Origin of the sequence: Thiohalobacter sp., assembly GCF_027000115.1 — a bacterium.
Classification (GTDB): Bacteria; Pseudomonadota; Gammaproteobacteria; order Thiohalobacterales; family Thiohalobacteraceae; genus JALTON01.
The window spans coordinates 1-16,153 of the sequence record NZ_JALTON010000033.1; the positions used below are offsets into that span (position 1 = coordinate 1).

A 16,153-nucleotide genomic window follows, 5' to 3' on the forward strand; every position below is an offset into this window, starting at 1 on the left:
GGTCAAGGGTGATCGTCTGCCGGTGGGGGGGGTAGCAGACACCGCGTTCGGCGCAGCCCTGCGAAGTTGCGGTGAGCTTCAGGCTGCTGCCGGCATCCGGGCCGCGGGTGAAGGGGATCTCGATGGTGACCGTTTTCTGGTAGATCTCGACATCACCGAAGAACTCGTCGTGCTTTTCCTTCCCGGGCGGGAGCCTCGGCTCGCCGAGCTGGATGCCGGGCGTGTCGCTGCGGAACTGGATGCGGCTGCGATAGAGATAGTAGCCGTCCGCGACCTTCCAGGTGACCAGAACGCGGTCACCTTCGGCGACCCGCGCGGAAATCGCGAAGGCCTCGTCGGCCGGCAGCAGTTCGTCGTCACCGAACAGCCCGCCCTGTGCCAGGGCTGCGGGCAGGAGGCCGGAGAGCGCGAGAAGGAGGGTGAGGGAAGTCCACAGACGGCGCATGGGTCACCTTGGCTTGTGTGTCAGTCGACCGCGCGGTCGATCCAGTCCAGATATTCGGGCGGGCCTTCGTTCAATGGGACTGCCACGATTTCCGGAAGTTCATAGGGGTGGAGTTGCCGGATGCGCGCTGCAAGCTGGCCAAAGCGGTCCGCCCGGGTCTTGATCAGCAACAGTGCCTCGCCGTCCTTGTGCAGCTTGCCCTCCCAGCGGTAGATCGAGGTCAGTCCCGGCAACAGGTTCACGCAGGCCGCCAGCCCTTCCTCGACCAGGGCCTCGGCCAGGCGGCTGCCCACTTCGGTATCGGGCACGGTGCAGAAGACGATGCGGTGGCTGGCGGGCATGGTGCTCCGGAAGATAGCGGATGCGGCCGTTCGGGGGAAGGCGCGGCCTGTCTTCAGGACGTCGGGGTGGGGCGGGATATTCCGCCGGGGGGATCTGTATCAAGAGCGCCACGGACGACACGTAAGGCACGGACCGAATGAGATGCCGGGCTGGCCGCCGACCAAGGGTAGGATGGGCAAAGCAAAGCGTGCCCATCAACCCACAGCCGGCTCGCATCACCAGACGGCAGTGACAGCATTCACCTTTTCCCCCCTGCCGGGCGGGTTACTTTATCTTTGGCTGGCCGAGGAAAAGCAACCATAAAGAAAGGCCGCCCCGCTGCCGCCCCCTTCGGGTGCCCTGCGGTTCTCGCGGGCCCGCCCGGCAGTTCTATTCTGTCCGTGCCATCCGTGTCGTCCGCGACGTTCTTGCGGGGGCTTGATGGGCACGCTTTGCTTTGCCCATCCTACGCGGGGTCGTGGTGCGGACACTCATGCTTTCCGTGCCTTCCGTGTTGTCCGTGGCGCTCTTGCGGGGGCTTGATGGGCACGCTTTGCTTTGCCCATCCTACGCGGGGTCGTGGTGCGGACACTCATGCTTTCCGTGCCTTCCGTGTTGTCCGTGGCGCTCTTGCGGGGGGTTGATGGGCACGCTTCGCTTTGCCCATCCTGCGGGGGTGGCCGGGCGGGCGCTCGTGCCGCCCGTGGCGCTCTTGTCGGGCTCTGGCCTTGTCGCCTGCATGCAGCATCCGTTAAGGTGCCGGGATGAGTCCCTTCACCGCCCTGCTGCTGGTCTTCCTGACCGTTCCCCTGATCGAAATCTACCTCCTGATCAAGGTTGGCGGGGTGATCGGGGCCTGGCCGACGGTGCTACTGGTGGTGCTGACGGCGGTGGTGGGCGCCTTCCTGATCCGCCTGCAGGGTCTGGCCACCTTGCAGCGGGTGCAACTGGCCATGATGCGTGGCGAGGTGCCGGCACTCGAGATGCTGGAAGGCGCCGTTCTGGTGATCTGCGGGGCGCTGCTGCTGACGCCGGGTTTCTTCACCGATACCCTGGGTTTCCTCCTGCTCATCCCCGCGCTGCGGCGCTGGCTGATCCTGCGCTTCTTCGGGCGGCCGGGCGGACCCGGGGCGCCCCCGGGTGGTTCGCCCGGGCCGCGGGGGCCGCTGACCCTCGACGGCGAGTACACTCGCGAGGATTAGTCAGTTTTTATCTTCTGATAAATAATTTCTATGGATTTCGCCCCTTGATTCTGGCGAAGGCGTCGCTATTATTAGCACTCACTAAAAACGAGTGCTAACAGCGCTCGCTAACCTCATGAACCTGAAATGGTTTTGTGTTCAAGGAGACGATTCGCATGAATATCCGTCCGTTACATGATCGTGTGATCATCAAGCGCATGGAAGAGGAACGTACCACCGCTGGAGGGATTGTCATCCCGGATACTGCGGCAGAGAAGCCGATCCGGGGCGAGGTGATCGCCGTCGGCAACGGCAAGCTGCTGGAAAATGGCGATGTGCGTCCTCTCGACGTGAAAGTGGGTGACAAGGTCCTGTTCGGCAAGTACGCCGGCACCGAGGTCAAGGTGGATGGCGAGGACCTGCTCGTGATGCGTGAGGAAGACATCATGGCGGTGATCGAGGGCTGAGGCCGCCCGATCCCGACCGTTCGGAAAGAGATACAGCAGTCAAGAGGATTCGATCATGACGGCAAAAGAAGTCAAGTTCAGTGACGAGGCCCGCCAGCGCATGGTGAAGGGCGTCAACACCCTGGCCAATGCGGTCAAGGTGACCCTCGGTCCCAAGGGCCGCAACGTGGTGCTCGAGAAGTCGTTCGGAGCGCCGACCGTGACCAAGGACGGCGTGTCCGTGGCCAAGGAAATCGAGCTCAAGGACAAGTTCGAGAACATGGGCGCGCAGATGGTGAAGGAGGTTGCTTCGCAGACTTCCGACGTCGCCGGTGACGGCACCACCACCGCGACCGTGCTGGCGCAGTCCATTTTCAAGGAAGGCATGAAGGCCGTGGCGGCCGGCATGAACCCGATGGACCTCAAGCGTGGCATCGACAAGGCCGTGGCCGCGGCGGTCGAGGAGCTGAAGAAGCTCTCCAAGCCCTGCGAGGACACCAAGGCCATCGCTCAGGTCGGCACCATCTCCGCCAACTCCGATGCCTCCATCGGCAGCATCATCGCCGAGGCCATGGAGAAGGTCGGCAAGGAAGGCGTGATCACCGTGGAAGAAGGCTCCACCCTCGAGAACGAGCTGGATGTCGTGGAAGGCATGCAGTTCGACCGCGGTTACCTCTCGCCCTACTTCGTGACCAACCAGCAGAACATGACTGCGGAGCTGGAGAACCCCTACATCCTCATCCACGACAAGAAGATCTCCAACATCCGTGATCTTCTGCCCGTGCTGGAGGGTGTGGCCAAGGCCGGCAAGCCGCTGCTGATCATCGCCGAGGACGTCGAGGGCGAGGCGCTGGCCACCCTGGTGGTCAACAGCATCCGCGGTATCGTCAAGGTCTGCGCCGTGAAGGCACCGGGCTTCGGCGACCGCCGCAAGGCCATGTTGCAGGACATCGCCATTCTCACCGGCGGCACCGTGATCTCCGAGGAAACCGGCATGGCGCTGGAGAAGGCCACGCTGGAGGATCTGGGCACCGCCAAGAAGGTCCAGGTCTCCAAGGAGAACACCACCATCATCGACGGTGCCGGCCGCAAGGAAGACATCGAGGCCCGCGTCAAGCAGATCCGTGCCCAGATCGAGGAGGCCACCTCCGACTACGATCGCGAGAAGCTGCAGGAGCGCGTGGCCAAGCTGGCCGGCGGTGTGGCCGTGATCAAGGTCGGTGCCGCGACCGAGGTCGAGATGAAGGAGAAGAAGGCCCGCGTCGAGGACGCGCTACATGCCACCCGTGCCGCGGTCGAGGAAGGCGTGGTGCCCGGTGGCGGCGTGGCGCTGATCCGGGCGCGTGCCGGCATCGCCGAACTCAAGGGCGACAACCACGATCAGGACGTCGGCATCGACATCGCCCGTCGTGCGATGGAAGAGCCGCTGCGCCAGATCGTCAGCAACGCCGGCGAGGAGGCCTCGGTGATCCTGGCCAAGGTGCGCGACGGCGAGGGCAACTTCGGCTACAACGCCGGTACCGGCGAGTACGGCGACATGGTCGACATGGGTATCCTGGATCCGACCAAGGTCACCCGTTCCGCCCTCCAGAACGCCGCTTCGGTCTCCGGCCTGATGATCACCACCGAGTGCATGGTGGCCGAGCTGCCGAAGGAAGAGAGCGCCGCAGCGGCGCCCGACATGGGCGGCATGGGCGACATGGGCGGCATGGGGATGATGTAATCGCCGCGCCAGGGCCCTGCAGGAAAACCCCGCTTCGGCGGGGTTTTTCTTTGGGGGCAAAGCGTCATCGCGCTGCGGTCCCCGGCGATGGTGCGATACGGGACAGGCGGGTCGGGGGTCAGCGGATTACCAGGAAGAAGGCGCCATCGCCGCGCTGGATGTTGAGCAACAAGGTGCCGTTCGGCCGTCGCGGCACCTGTTCCAGATCCTCGAGACGACGGATCGGTCGGCGGTTGAGGGAAACCAGGCGGTCGCCCGGCAGCAGTCCGGCCCGCGCCGCCGGACTGCCCGGTTCGACCGACTGGACCACCACGCCGGCGGTGGCCGGATCGGTCAGCCCCGGCTCGATCTCCGCCAGCACGGCGCCGGCCAGTCGCCGGTCGATGCGCGCGCCGTCGAGGGTGCTGACCCGTGGCGCCTCGATGCGGGCGGTGAAGGTTCGCCGCTTGCCGTTGCGCAGCACCTCGATCCGCACCTCGTCGCCGACCCGCAGCAGGCCGATGCGGTTGCGCACGTCGGCGGTGTCCTCGATGGCACGGTCATTGATGGCCAGCAGGATGTCGCCGGGGCGCAGGCCGGCACGGTGCGCGGGGGAATTTTCGACCACGTCGGCAATGACGGTGCCGCGGCGCTCGGCGGGCAGGCCAAAGGCCTCGGCCAGTTCCGGCGTCAGGTCCTGCACCAGGATGCCCAGCCGCCCGCGGCGCACCTCGCCATGTTCGATGAGCTGGGTCATGATGGCGCGCGCCATGTTGACCGGGATGGCGAAGCCGATACCGACGTTCCCGCCGCCCGGGGCGATGATGGCGGTGTTGATGCCCACCAGCTCGCCACGCAGGTTCACCAGCGCCCCGCCGGAATTGCCCGGATTGATGGAGGCGTCGGTCTGGATGAAATCCTCCAGGCCCTCGATGCCCAGGCCGCTGCGTCCGAGCGCGCTGACGATGCCCGAGGTGACCGTCTGCCCGAGACCGAAGGGATTGCCGATGGCCACCACGAAGTCGCCGACCCGCAGCCGGTCGGAATCGGCCAGGGGCAGGGCGGTGAGCCGCTGCGCCGGGATGCGGATCACCGCGATGTCGGAGTCGGGATCGCTGCCGATGAGTTCGGCGTCGAACTGGCGTCCGTCGCTGAGCATCACCCGGATGCGGTCGGCGTTGGCGATCACATGATGGTTGGTGATCACGTAGCCGCGCTCGGCATCGACCACCACGCCCGAGCCCAGGCTCTGGGTCGGCCGCCGCAGGGGCCGGTCGGGCAATTCGAAGAAACGGCGAAAGAAGGGGTCACTGAACAGGGGGTTCTGCCGCAGCCGCACATGGCCGACGGTGGCGATGTTGACCACCGCCGGCGTGGTGCGCTCCAGCATGGGGGCCAGGGTCGGCAACGGCTCTCCGCCGACAGCCACCGGCAGGTGGGCGGACGCCGGTGCACCGAGGACCAGGAGGGCCAGCAGCCACAGTGCTGTCGTCAGCGGCCGGTTGTTGCCCCCCATGCTCAGTCGTGTCCCACCTCGATGCGCCGCATGCGGCCGCGTTCCGACTTGGGCAGGGTGACGGTCAGCACGCCGCGGCGGTAGCGGGCGCGGGCACGACTGTCGTCGACCTCGGTCGGCAACGGCACCGCGCGTTCGAAGGCGCCATAGGCGCATTCCATGAGCTGGAAGCGTCCCTCGTCGGTCTCGCGCCGGATGTGTTTCTCGCCGCGCACGACCAAGATGTTGTCGAACACGCTGATGTCAAAGTCGTCCGCCTCCATTCCGGGCACCTCGATGCGGACCCGGATCTCGTCCGGGGTCTCGCGGATCTCGGCCGGCAGCAGACCCCAGCTTGCCGTCTGGCTGATGAGCTGGTCACCCGCCGTCTGCAGGTTGTCCTCCCGGCGCGCCGGACGGAAGCGGGTCAGCGCCAGGCCCGCGCGCTCGCGCAGCGCGCGCCAGCCCTCGGTCAGCCAGTCCCAGCCCTCGGACAGACCCTGGCGAAGTTCCTGCAAGGTACTCATCGCGACCTCCTTGAGTCTCTGTGTTGCGGGTTCAGTCTTGGCCGAGCTGGCATTCCAGCAGCCGCACCCGGGTGCGCAGCCGGGCCAGTTCGTCGAGCAGTTCCAGCGCCAGCGCCGCGCCGGCCAGGTTCACTCCCAGGTCCTGTTGCAGGCGCAGGGCCGTGCGCACGCGCTTGAGGCTGGTGGCCGGGAAGCGCCAGCTCGACGGCGTGGTGCCGCGGGGCGTGAGCATGCCCTGCTCGACCATTTCGACCAGCGCCTCGGCATGCAGGTCGCAGGCGGCGCACAGGTCCCGCAGGGTGAGCTCGGTCGCTTCGTCCAGAAGCGTCAACACGACATCAGGCGACACCACGGTAGGCCTCCAGTTCCTCTCTGGGATTGAACGGAATCTCGCGCGCCATCTGTTCGAACAGGGCGCGACCCTTGTCGTCGAGTTTCCGCGGTACCACGATCTTCAGCACCACGTACTGGTCCCCGGGCGTCTTGCCGGGCAGGCCGCGGCCCTTGAGGCGCAGCTTCTGGCCGGACTGCGATCCGGCGGGGATCTTCAGGTCCACGCGGCCACCCAGCGTGGGCACCTGCACCCTGGCGCCGAGCGCGGCCTCCCAGGGTGCGACCGGCAGGGTCAGATAGACATCGCGGCCTTCGACCTGATAGAGGGGGTGCGGCTCGAACTCGACCTCCAGGTACAGATCCCCTGCCGGACCACCCTCGATGCCGGGCGCGCCCTGGCCGGCCAGGCGGATCTGCTGGCCGGCGGCGATGCCCTTTGGAATCTTCACCTGCAGGGTGCGCTTGCGCAGGGTGACATGGCCATCCGGCGTCAGTTCCGGAACCTGAAGCTGGATGCTGCGCGTCGCGCCCTGGTAGGCGTCCTCGAGCCGGATGAGGATCTTCGCGTGATGATCCTCGCCCTTGAAACTGCGGCGCCGGCGTCGGCCACCGGTGTGGAAGTGGGCGCCCCGGCCACCGAACAGGGATTCGAAGAACTCGCTGAACTGGGCGGCATCGGCGTCGGTGAAGCCGCCGCCGCTGAATTCGAAGCCGGCATCCCAGCCGGGCGGCGGCTGGAAATCCTGGCCCTCGCGCCAGCGGCTGCCGAGCTGGTCGTAGGCGGCACGCTTTTCGGGGTCCTTGAGGACCTCGTAGGCCTCCTTGACTTCCTTGAAGCGCGCCTCGGCATCGGGCTCGCTGCTCACGTCCGGATGATACTTGCGCGCCAGCTTGCGGTAGGCGCGCTTGATCTCGTCCTGGGTGGCATCGCGCTTGACGCCCAGCGTTTCGTAATAGTCCTTGAATTCCATGCGGCGGTCCGGTCAGTCAGGGTTGCAGGTACCCGCCCCGCCGCAGTGCGGCAGGGCAGGTGTCCCGGTTCGGGTCCAGGCCGGGCTCAGCTTTCGACCTGGATGCGGCGCGGCTGGACCTTCTCGTGCTTGGGGATGATCACCTCCAGCACGCCGTTCTTCGCCTTGGCGCTGATCTTGTCGGCATCGGCGGTATCGGGCAGGCTGAAACGGCGGAAGAAGCTGCCGCGCACGCGCTCGATGCGCTTGTAGCCCTCGCGCTCTTCCTTGTTCTCGCTCTCGCGCTCGCCCTTGATGGTGAGAATGCCGTCCTCCATGCTGACATCGATCTTGTCGGGGTCGACGCCCGGGATGTCGGCATGGATCACGAAGCGATCCGCCTCTTCCTTGATGTCGACGGCCGGCACCCAGTCCGCGGTGCTGGTTTCCTTGTCGCCCTCGGCCAGCGCCCGGCGCGGGTCGAAGAGCTGGTCGATCTCCTTGTGCAGCTGGTTCAGCAGCCCCCAGGGTTCGTAGCGTACGACGTTCATGGTCTTGCCCTCCTTGAGTCTCTGGATTCGGTTCGGTTTGACGCCTATATGGGAACGCCCGCGCCAGGCATCAAGGGGTTGGCGTGGCATCCGCTGCAGATTGGAGCCGTCCGGCCCCGGGGGTGCGGGGAAAAGCATGATTCGTGCCACAATATGTTGGGGTGGCCGCTCAGCGGTGGACAACCCTGTGCATAACTTGTTGATACACGGTTGATTCATAACTTACTGTAATTTAAGTATAAAAAATAGCTGTGCGGCATGTTGACAGGGCACCGGGCGCCACCTACTCTATGCTTGTCACCACAATATCTTGTGGTCGAGCATCGGTCGCCAGCCGGGCGTGGAAAGAACAGCCGGTACGCGATTCGGGTGCCCCACCCGTCGGAAAACCATCAAGAGGGAACCAGGAGGTTCGATGAAGACAGCACACCTCGAGGCCGTGTCCAATGGCTGCGCGGAGATTCCGCTGCAGGATGCATCGCTGGATATCTGGGACAAGAAGTACCGGCTGAAGACCAAGGAGGGTGTGGCCGTCGATCAGGACATCGATGGAACCTGGCAGCGCGTCGCCCGGGCACTGGCCGAGGTGGAGCAGACGCCCGAACTGCGCGAACACTGGTACGAACAGTTTCTCTGGGCCCTGCGCCGCGGCGCCATCCCCGCCGGCCGCATCACCTCCAATGCCGGCGCCTGGGAGCACAAGCCGGCGACCTCGACCATCAACTGCACCGTCTCCGGCACCATCCGCGACTCCATGGACGACATCCTCGAGAAGGTCCATGAGGCAGGGCTGACATTGAAGGCCGGTTGCGTGGCGCCCGGCACCCAGGTGGTGACCGAGCATGGTCTGGTGACCGCCGATGAAGCCGTGCGTGACAGGCACGAGCGGATCCTTGCCTATGACAAGGCAAAGGGACGTTTCGAGATGCGGCGCATCGAACGTCATCTGACAACCCACGTGCCGCAGACCGAGAACATCGAGATCCGCTCCAGTGGCACGGTGCTCAGAACCTCCATCAAGCACCCGGTGCTGGTGTATCGGGAAGACAGGCTGCATTGGGTGCGGGCCGACGAGGTGAGTGAAACGGATGCCCTGGTGCATCACCAGCTGCCCTGGCGGGCAGCGGCATCGCGCGCCGACGAGGCCTGGTTCGCCGGGGCACACCTGGGCGATGGCAGTGCCTACGAAAAACACTACAACTACCGCGACAGCCGCCGGACCTGGGCGCGGCGGGCGCGGATTGCCGGCCGCCGCCTGGTGTTCAAGATTCGCGCAGCCGAGCGCGAAGTGGCGGAACGTTATGCCGCATTTTTCCGTGCCTTTTGTGGCAGCCAGGCGCGGGTGGTGGCCACGGCCACACCCAACGGCACACCCGTCTGGGACTACAGGGTTTCCAGCTTTGCAGCCAGCCGCGCCGCCGAACTGATCGACGACCAGCTCGGCAGGAAGTGCGATAACCTGCAGGTGCCCGCCTGGATAGCCCGGCATCCCGAACGGCATTTCCTGCCTTTCCTGGCCGGTCTCATCGACACGGACGGCACGGTGAGCACCGAAGGCGGCAGTGTGACCCTGGCCACGCGCAACCACGCCTTTGCCGAGTCGCTCCAGTCCCTGCTGGGGTTGTTCGGCGTGCATGCCGCCATCACCCGCCGCAAGCCGCGCAGCCACTGTTACCAGGGCAAGGTGATCCACGATCATGGTGGTGCCATGCTCAAGATCTCGGATTCAGCCTTCCTGCAGGAAGTTGCGCGTTACATGGCCGACAGCGGCAAGCGGGATCGTATCCGCCGGCATGCCAGCCAGGCAGGGCAGTACGACCGCTATGTCATGAGCCGGGCGCTGCGCGAGGCGCTGGAAGCCGAACAGGCCGGGCTGGGCCATGCAGAACGCCAGTCGCTGGGTTTCTATCACGGCTATCATCGTGCCCCGGTGGTCAGCCGCGTCTGGCTGGACCGCTGGGAGGCACGGTTCCCCCATTTGCGCGAGGCCATCGGCTTTGTGCGTACCTTGCGCCCCGTGGAAGGCATCCGTCGCAACCTGGATCTGCCCGAGACCTTCTACGACTTCACGGTGGAGAAACACAACAACTACCTGGCGGGCAACCACGGCCTGATGGTGATTCACAACTGCGGCATCGGCTACGAGTTCTCCACCCTGCGCCCCAAGGGGGCCTATGTCGCCGGTGCCGGTGCCTACACCTCGGGGCCGCTGTCGTTCATGGATATCTACGACAAGATGTGTTTCACGGTGTCCTCCGCCGGCGGCCGCCGTGGCGCGCAGATGGCGACCTTCGACGTTGGCCATCCGGACGTGATGGACTTCATTCGCGCCAAGCGCGAGGACGGCCGCCTACGCCAGTTCAATCTCAGCCTGCTGATCACCCGCGACTTCATGGAGGCGGTCAAGGCCGATGCCGACTGGCAGTTGGCCTTCCCGCTGACCCCCGCGGAGCTGGAGGTGGAACGGCTTGATCTCGACAACCCCGAACAGGTCATCTGGCGAAGCTGGCCGAGCAACGACGGCTATGTCACCGACGACCAGGGGCGGGTGGCCTGCAAGGTCTACCGCACCGTGCCCGCGCGCCGGCTGTGGGACATGATCATGGCGTCGACCTACGATTTCGCCGAACCCGGGTTCATCCTCATCGACAAGGTCAACGAGATGAACAACAACTGGTTCTGCGAGAACATTCGCGCCACCAATCCCTGTGGCGAACAGCCGCTGCCGCCCTACGGTTCCTGCCTGCTCGGTTCCGTGAACCTGACCAAGTTCGTGATCGACCCCTTCACGGAAAATGCCCGTTTCGACTGGGAAGAATTCCGCAAGGTGGTCGGCGTGTTCACGCGCATGCTGGACAACGTGGTGGAGATCAACGGTCTGCCGCTGGACGGTCAGCGCGACGAGATCATGCGCAAGCGCCGCCACGGCATGGGCTTTCTCGGCTTGGGCTCGACGCTCACCATGCTGCGCATGAAGTACGGCGACGCCGAGTCGCTGGAATTCACCGAGCGCGTGTCGCGCGAGCTTGCGGTCGAGGGCTGGCGGCAGGCGCTGGAACTGGCGCGCGAGAAGGGTCCGGCGCCGATCATGGAAGAGGAGTTCACTGTCACCGAGGAAATGCTGGCCGCGCGCCCCGAAATGCGCGAGGACGGCTGGAAGGTCGGCGACCGGGTGCAGGGCAAGCTGCTGCATGCGCGCTACAGCCGCTACATGCAGCGGGTCGCCGAGGTCGAGCCCGATCTGGTGCAGGAGCTGGCGCTGGTCGGTGCCCGTTTCACGCACCACTCCTCCATCGCGCCGACCGGCACCATTTCCCTGTCGCTGGCCAACAACGCCAGCAATGGCATCGAGCCCTCGTTTGCCCATCATTATTTCCGTAACGTGATTCGCGAGGGTCGCAAGACCAAGGAAAAGGTGCCGGTGTATTCCTTCGAGTTGCTGGCCTACCGGCATCTGGTCAACGGCGAGGCCATGCCGTACGCGGACGATCCGGACAAGGCCCTGCCCGACTACTTCATTACCGCCGACGACATCACCCCGCGGGCCCATGTCGATATCCAGGCGGCGGCCCAGAAGTGGGTGGATTCGAGCATTTCCAAGACGGCCAACGTGCCCACCGACTATCCCTACGAGGACTTCAAGGATATCTATCTCTATGCCTATGAGCAGGGCCTGAAGGGTTGCACCACCTTCCGCTTCAACCCGGAGGCGTTTCAGGGTGTGCTGGTCAAGGAGAAGGATCTGGAGAACACCACCTACGTGTTCGTGCTCGAGGATGGTTCGAAGCTCGAGGTCAAGGGCAACGAGGAGGTCGAGTACGACGGCGAGGTGCACACCGCCGCCAATCTCTACGATGCCCTCAAGGAGGGGTATTACGGCAAATTCTGATCCCGTTGCCGGCAGGGCACGGGATCCCGGCAAGAGGTTCCAGGAACATGACCATCAGAATCGAGAAGAAGATCGTCGATTACAAGGTCCGCAAGGACGAGGAAGAAGAGGCCGGTGCGGCAGAGGCGCCCGTTGCCGGGGCGCCGCCGCAGGAAGACAAGGTGGTCCAGCTCACCGAGAAGCTGGAGCGTCCGGAAATGCTGCTGGGCTCCACCTACAAGATCAAGACGCCGCTGTCCGAGCATGCGCTCTATGTCACCATCAACGACGTTATCCTCAATGCCGGCACCGAGCATGAGCTGCGCCGTCCCTTCGAGATCTTCATCAATTCGAAGAACATGGACCACTTCCAGTGGATCGTGGCGCTGACACGGATCATCTCGGCGGTATTCCGCAAGGGGGGCGACGTGACCTTCCTGGTCGAGGAGCTGCGCTCGGTGTTCGACCCGCGCGGCGGCTACTTCAAGAAGGGCGGCAAGTACATGCCCTCGCTGGTGGCTGAGATCGGCGATGCCATCGAATGCCATCTGCGCATGATCGGCCTGCTGGCCGACGAGGGGCTGGACGAGCACCAGCAGCGGCTGATCGCCGAGAAGCGCGCCCAGTACGAGGCCTCGGTCAAGGCCGCCGAGGCCAGCGAATCCGGGGAGTTCCCGGATGGAGCGCAACTGTGTCCCAAGTGCAACACCAAGGCGGCCATCCAGATGGACGGCTGTCTGACCTGCCTCAACTGCGGCGAATCCAAGTGCGGTTGAGCGGGGTCAAGTTTCCGGCGGGGCAAAGGGTGTAGGATAGCGTTGTCGGTCCGGCGGCTGGGATCGGCAGCGGTTCAGCAAACGAGGGGACCCGGGCATTCCGGGCAAGGTGGGTCAGGGTGAGCAGGGCGAGAAGAACCATGTTGCTTCAGCAAAGGCCGATACCCGGCTACTGGTATACCAACATCGTCGGTCAACTGGTCCAGGTGCGGGCGGTCATGTATTCGCGGGGCCGGATCAGTTGCGTGGCGCTTGAATACGCCAGCGGCAAGCGGGATTACATCGATCTCGACGGCTGGTACTACCTGGATCTGGCGTTGCATTCACCGCGCATCGAGCGTCGCGAGCGGGTCCGCGACGTCTGATCCCGCACGGGCGTGCGGGCGCCGGCGAGCCGCGCGGCCGGCGCTTCCCTTTGCCCCGGAACCTCCCCCTGCCTGACGATTTCTCGATGTCTGAAGCGCCCCTGACTCTCCAGGGCCCCGCCGGGCCGCTGGAGGCCCGCTTGCTGTTGCCGGAGGTGCCACCGCTGGGCGTGGCGGTGGTCTGCCATCCGCACAGCCTGCACGGCGGCAGCCTCGGCAACAAGGTGGTGCATCAGACGGCGGCCACGCTGGGGCACAAGGGGTTCGCGGTGTTGCGCTTCAACTTCCGCGGTGTGGGTGCGAGCGCCGGTGCGTTCGACGCGGGCGTGGGCGAGACTGAGGATCTGCTCGCCGCCTGCGCGGCCGTGCGCGCGCGTTTCCCTGGAGTGGAACTCTGGCTGGCGGGTTTCTCGTTTGGCGCCTATGTGGCCCTGCGCGCCGCCCCGGCCTGCGCCCCGGCGCGACTCATCACCCTGGCGCCGCCAGTGAATCTGTTCGACTTCGATGCCCTGCCGGCGCCAGGCTGTCCCTGGTTGCTCGTGCAGGGTGAAGACGACGAGCTGGTGCCGGCGGCGGCCGTCCGTCGCTGGCTGTCAGGGCAGGCGCGGGCGGTCGATGCACGTTTCCTGCCCGGGGTCGGCCATTTCTTCCATGGTCGGCTCAACCTGCTGCGTCAGACGCTGGAGCAGGCGCTGTTCGACTCCAGCTGACGGCGCGCGTGCCGGAACACCGCCGTTGCGGATTCGAAGGTCCGGGCCAGGGTGCGGTTGTCCACGATCGCGGTCCAGTACAGGGGTCGGCCGCGCGGGTCGGCCACGGGGCGGGCGGTGATGGAATGGCCCGCGATCTGTCGTCTCACTGATGTTGCCATCGCTTTCTCCCCCTCGGTGGCCACCTCGCCTCGGGGGGCGGGCAGGCCTGTTCTCGAAACCTCTGGATCAACTCTAGCAAGGGCCATGCCGGCCCCATCGGGTTGGATGGTTTGTCAATATTTTCAAATCGTTGGGGCGAGGTTGGGGTTCGGTGGTGGCGGGGCGTGTCAGATCTTTCGACATCCGGCGCTGGAAGTTATGTGGTAACCCGTTGTCTTTCAATTGTCTTCCGGGCGCGGCCTGTTGCCCACGCGGAGGCGGAAAACCTTACAGTCGCGTGATCGCTTGCGGCCGGATGCATCATTGGCCGGAACAGGGTCCATCTGGTTATCATGAGGCACCTTTTGTCGCGGGACCGTATGTGGGCGTCATGCCACAGCTCATCGCCCAGACTGAAACCGCCGCCGTCGATGCCGGGCGCGAGGACGTCACGTCCATGTATGCCGCGCACTTCGGCATCGAGGGCCGCCCGTTCTCGATTGCCCCCGATCCGCGCTTTCTCTACCTCAGCGACCGCCATCGCGAGGCGCTGGCCCACCTGCTGTTCGGACTCAACGAGGGCGGTTTCGTGCAGCTTACCGGCGAGGTGGGCACGGGCAAGACGACCCTGTGCCGGGCCCTGCTGGAACAGATTCCGGAACGGGTCGATGTCGCCCTGTTGCTCAATCCGCGTCTCGATGCCCTGGAACTGGTCGCGGCCATCTGCGACGAACTGGGCGTGGCCGAGCCCGAGGACCCGCGCAGCCTGAGGCAGCGGGTAGATGCGCTCAACCGTCACCTGCTGCGCACCCATGCCGAGGGCCGGCGCACGGTGGTGATCATCGACGAGGCTCAGAACCTCGATCCGGGCGTGCTGGAACAGGTGCGGCTGCTCACCAACCTGGAGACGGCCGAGGAAAAGCTGCTGCAGATCATCCTGATCGGCCAGCCCGAGCTGCGGGCCCTGCTGGCCTGCCCCGAGCTGCGGCAGCTCGCGCAGCGCATCACCGCCCGTTATCACCTGGAGCCGCTGGACGCGGAGGAGACGCGCGGCTATGTGCGTCACCGGCTGCGCGTGGCCGGTTGTACGCGACCGCTGTTCAGCCGCCCAGCACTGGCGCGTATCCACCGCCTCACCGGGGGCATACCGCGGCTGATCAACATTCTGTGTGACCGGGCCCTGCTCGGCGCCTATGTCGAGGACGCCGATCGTGTGGGCCTGCGCATCCTGTCGCGCGCGGCGCGCGAGGTCTTGCCGCCGACACAGGCCCCTGTTCCGGTGACCCGGCGCTGGTCCTGGCTGCTGGTTCTCGGTGGGGTGCTGCTGGGGACGGCCGTGGCGGCGGCCTGGTGGTATCGGGATCGCCCGGCGCCGGGTCCGATGGCAGACACGGCGGCAGTACCCGAGCCTCCGGCCCGCCTGAGCGCGCCCGCGATCGTCCCTGAATCCGCCTCCCTCGAACCGGCGCTGTCGCCGCCGCCGGGGATCGATAGCAGCGAGCTGCTCGCCGCCGCGGCGGAGCGTCCCGATGCTGCCTGGGCAGCCCTGTTTCGCGACTGGGGCTATGCGCTCCCCGAGGGCTTGAGCGGCGAGGCGGCGTGCCGCCGGGCCGAGGCCGCGGGCCTGCGCTGCCTCGCCGGGCGTGGTGCCTGGCAGCAGTTGCTGCAGTTCGATCGCCCCGCGCTGCTCTGGCTGCGTGACAGGCAGGGTGCCGAACATCCCGTGCTGCTGCGCGCGGTGCAGGGCGGGCAGGTGACACTCGAGGCTGGGGGCATGGAGGCGGTGTGGCCGCTCGACAATCTTTCCCGTCATTGGATGGGCCGCCATCTGCTGCTGTGGAGGCCGCTGGCGGAGGGTGCGGTATTGCGGCCGGGCATGCGCCGCCCCGCGGTGGCGGCCCTGCGCCGGGCGCTCATGCGGGGCGGGTTCGCGCCTGCCTCGACGACCGGTGATCCGCAGCGATTCGATGCGGAACTGGAGGCGGCGGTGCGCCGTTTCCAGCGCGAGCGGGGCCTGCGGGCCGATGGCATCGTGGGCGCACGGACGCAGATGAAGCTCAATGAGCTGCCGGGTGGGACAAGCGTGCCGCGCCTGCGTTCCGGGCCGGAGGGTTGACCATGTCCTATATCCTCGATGCGCTCCGCAAGTCGGAACAGGCGCGCAGCGGCAAGGTGACGCTGGACGCTGGCGTCTCCGCGCCCCGGGGCGCGGCCCCTCGGGGGCGCCCCTGGATGTGGATCGGCGCATCGCTGCTGATGGGGCTGATGGCCTGGGGCGGCTGGTGGCTGGGGCGCAGTGCCGCCCCAGGCCATCAGCCCCATCAGCAGCGATGCGCCGATCC

16 protein-coding genes and 1 pseudogene are annotated in these 16,153 nt (G+C 66.0%); 9 read left to right on the forward strand and 8 right to left on the reverse strand.

Annotated features, from left to right (window positions below):
- Positions 1-445: protein-disulfide reductase DsbD domain-containing protein (locus tag MVF76_RS05185; RefSeq protein ID WP_297527732.1), on the reverse strand; the 445-nt coding region annotated here is incomplete at its 3' end.
- Positions 446-465: 20 nt separating this feature from the next.
- Entirely contained in the window at positions 466-786 is a 321-nt protein-coding gene (gene cutA / locus MVF76_RS05190) for a divalent-cation tolerance protein CutA (RefSeq protein ID WP_297527733.1), read from the reverse strand.
- Between the two features lie 744 nt (positions 787-1,530).
- Between cutA and MVF76_RS05195 the strand changes: the two genes are divergently transcribed.
- The 3 genes from MVF76_RS05195 to groL all read left to right on the forward strand — a co-directional run bounded on the left by MVF76_RS05195 (position 1,531) and on the right by groL (position 4,116).
- On the forward strand, positions 1,531-1,968 hold the full coding sequence (locus MVF76_RS05195) for an FxsA family protein (RefSeq protein WP_297527734.1): 438 nt from the start codon (positions 1,531-1,533) through the stop codon (positions 1,966-1,968).
- A gap of 155 nt (positions 1,969-2,123) precedes the next feature.
- Positions 2,124-2,414: a co-chaperone GroES gene (gene groES / locus MVF76_RS05200; RefSeq protein WP_297527735.1), complete on the forward strand. Its 291-nt coding sequence runs from the start codon at positions 2,124-2,126 to the stop codon at positions 2,412-2,414.
- 55 nt (positions 2,415-2,469) lie between these two features.
- The gene (gene groL / locus MVF76_RS05205; RefSeq protein WP_297527736.1) at positions 2,470-4,116 is read left to right on the forward strand and encodes a chaperonin GroEL; all 1,647 of its coding nucleotides are present in this window, start codon (positions 2,470-2,472) and stop codon (positions 4,114-4,116) included.
- Positions 4,117-4,234: 118 nt separating this feature from the next.
- Here the strand turns inward: groL and MVF76_RS05210 are convergent, their stop codons facing one another.
- The 5 genes from MVF76_RS05210 to MVF76_RS05230 form a co-directional block, all read right to left on the reverse strand.
- Positions 4,235-5,611, reverse strand: a complete 1,377-nt coding sequence (locus tag MVF76_RS05210) for a DegQ family serine endoprotease (RefSeq protein WP_297527737.1) — start codon at positions 5,609-5,611, stop codon at positions 4,235-4,237.
- A gap of 2 nt (positions 5,612-5,613) precedes the next feature.
- Positions 5,614-6,117 carry an Hsp20/alpha crystallin family protein gene (locus MVF76_RS05215; RefSeq protein ID WP_297527738.1) on the reverse strand — a complete coding sequence of 168 codons (504 nt, stop codon included), beginning with the start codon at positions 6,115-6,117 and terminating at the stop codon, positions 5,614-5,616.
- Between the two features lie 31 nt (positions 6,118-6,148).
- Positions 6,149-6,469, reverse strand: coding sequence for a chaperone modulator CbpM (locus MVF76_RS05220; RefSeq protein ID WP_317622934.1), 321 nt, complete (start codon positions 6,467-6,469; stop codon positions 6,149-6,151).
- On the reverse strand, positions 6,456-7,421 hold the full coding sequence (locus MVF76_RS05225; RefSeq protein WP_297527739.1) for a DnaJ C-terminal domain-containing protein: 966 nt from the start codon (positions 7,419-7,421) through the stop codon (positions 6,456-6,458). The genes MVF76_RS05220 and MVF76_RS05225 overlap by 14 nt, the downstream gene beginning before the upstream one ends.
- Before the next feature lie 86 nt (positions 7,422-7,507).
- On the reverse strand, positions 7,508-7,951 hold the full coding sequence (locus MVF76_RS05230; protein WP_297527740.1) for an Hsp20/alpha crystallin family protein: 444 nt from the start codon (positions 7,949-7,951) through the stop codon (positions 7,508-7,510).
- Positions 7,952-8,366: 415 nt separating this feature from the next.
- On the opposite strand from MVF76_RS05230, the gene MVF76_RS05235 reads away from it, so the two are divergent.
- The 4 genes from MVF76_RS05235 (at position 8,367) to MVF76_RS05250 (ending at position 13,670) form a co-directional block, all read left to right on the forward strand.
- On the forward strand, positions 8,367-11,840 hold the full coding sequence (locus tag MVF76_RS05235; protein WP_297527741.1) for an adenosylcobalamin-dependent ribonucleoside-diphosphate reductase: 3,474 nt from the start codon (positions 8,367-8,369) through the stop codon (positions 11,838-11,840).
- A gap of 47 nt (positions 11,841-11,887) precedes the next feature.
- Positions 11,888-12,595 (forward strand): TSCPD domain-containing protein, encoded by a 708-nt coding sequence (locus MVF76_RS05240; RefSeq protein ID WP_297527742.1) that lies wholly within the window; start codon positions 11,888-11,890, stop codon positions 12,593-12,595.
- Positions 12,596-12,735: 140 nt separating this feature from the next.
- Entirely contained in the window at positions 12,736-12,960 is a 225-nt protein-coding gene (locus tag MVF76_RS05245) for a hypothetical protein (RefSeq protein ID WP_297527743.1), read from the forward strand.
- Positions 12,961-13,046: 86 nt separating this feature from the next.
- Positions 13,047-13,670 carry an alpha/beta hydrolase gene (locus MVF76_RS05250; protein ID WP_297527744.1) on the forward strand — a complete coding sequence of 208 codons (624 nt, stop codon included), beginning with the start codon at positions 13,047-13,049 and terminating at the stop codon, positions 13,668-13,670.
- Here the strand turns inward: MVF76_RS05250 and MVF76_RS05255 are convergent.
- Entirely contained in the window at positions 13,634-13,831 is a 198-nt protein-coding gene (locus MVF76_RS05255; protein ID WP_297527745.1) for a hypothetical protein, read from the reverse strand. The genes MVF76_RS05250 and MVF76_RS05255 overlap by 37 nt on opposite strands.
- 371 nt (positions 13,832-14,202) lie before the next feature.
- Here MVF76_RS05255 and MVF76_RS05260 point away from each other — a divergent pair, with 371 nt between their 5' ends.
- Positions 14,203-15,927, forward strand: a complete 1,725-nt coding sequence (locus tag MVF76_RS05260; protein ID WP_297527746.1) for an ExeA family protein — start codon at positions 14,203-14,205, stop codon at positions 15,925-15,927.
- Positions 15,928-15,929: 2 nt separating this feature from the next.
- A pseudogene (locus MVF76_RS05265) lies at positions 15,930-16,153 on the forward strand (hypothetical protein); the annotation flags it as partial.

Bases quoted from the DNA above. Each gene is read 5' to 3' on its own strand.
- MVF76_RS05250 (WP_297527744.1), top strand. From the start codon at position 13,047: ATGTCTGAAGCGCCCCTGACTCTCCAGGGCCCCGCCGGGCCGCTGGAG.
- MVF76_RS05235 (WP_297527741.1), top strand. From the start codon at position 8,367: ATGAAGACAGCACACCTCGAGGCCGTGTCCAATGGCTGCGCGGAGATT.
- MVF76_RS05240 (WP_297527742.1), top strand. From the start codon at position 11,888: ATGACCATCAGAATCGAGAAGAAGATCGTCGATTACAAGGTCCGCAAG.
- cutA (WP_297527733.1), bottom strand. From the start codon at position 786: ATGCCCGCCAGCCACCGCATCGTCTTCTGCACCGTGCCCGATACCGAA.
- MVF76_RS05255 (WP_297527745.1), bottom strand. From the start codon at position 13,831: ATGGCAACATCAGTGAGACGACAGATCGCGGGCCATTCCATCACCGCC.
- MVF76_RS05210 (WP_297527737.1), bottom strand. From the start codon at position 5,611: ATGGGGGGCAACAACCGGCCGCTGACGACAGCACTGTGGCTGCTGGCC.
- MVF76_RS05260 (WP_297527746.1), top strand. From the start codon at position 14,203: ATGCCACAGCTCATCGCCCAGACTGAAACCGCCGCCGTCGATGCCGGG.
- groL (WP_297527736.1), top strand. From the start codon at position 2,470: ATGACGGCAAAAGAAGTCAAGTTCAGTGACGAGGCCCGCCAGCGCATG.
- MVF76_RS05230 (WP_297527740.1), bottom strand. From the start codon at position 7,951: ATGAACGTCGTACGCTACGAACCCTGGGGGCTGCTGAACCAGCTGCAC.
- groES (WP_297527735.1), top strand. From the start codon at position 2,124: ATGAATATCCGTCCGTTACATGATCGTGTGATCATCAAGCGCATGGAA.
- MVF76_RS05215 (WP_297527738.1), bottom strand. From the start codon at position 6,117: ATGAGTACCTTGCAGGAACTTCGCCAGGGTCTGTCCGAGGGCTGGGAC.
- MVF76_RS05225 (WP_297527739.1), bottom strand. From the start codon at position 7,421: ATGGAATTCAAGGACTATTACGAAACGCTGGGCGTCAAGCGCGATGCC.
- MVF76_RS05195 (WP_297527734.1), top strand. From the start codon at position 1,531: ATGAGTCCCTTCACCGCCCTGCTGCTGGTCTTCCTGACCGTTCCCCTG.
- MVF76_RS05245 (WP_297527743.1), top strand. From the start codon at position 12,736: ATGTTGCTTCAGCAAAGGCCGATACCCGGCTACTGGTATACCAACATC.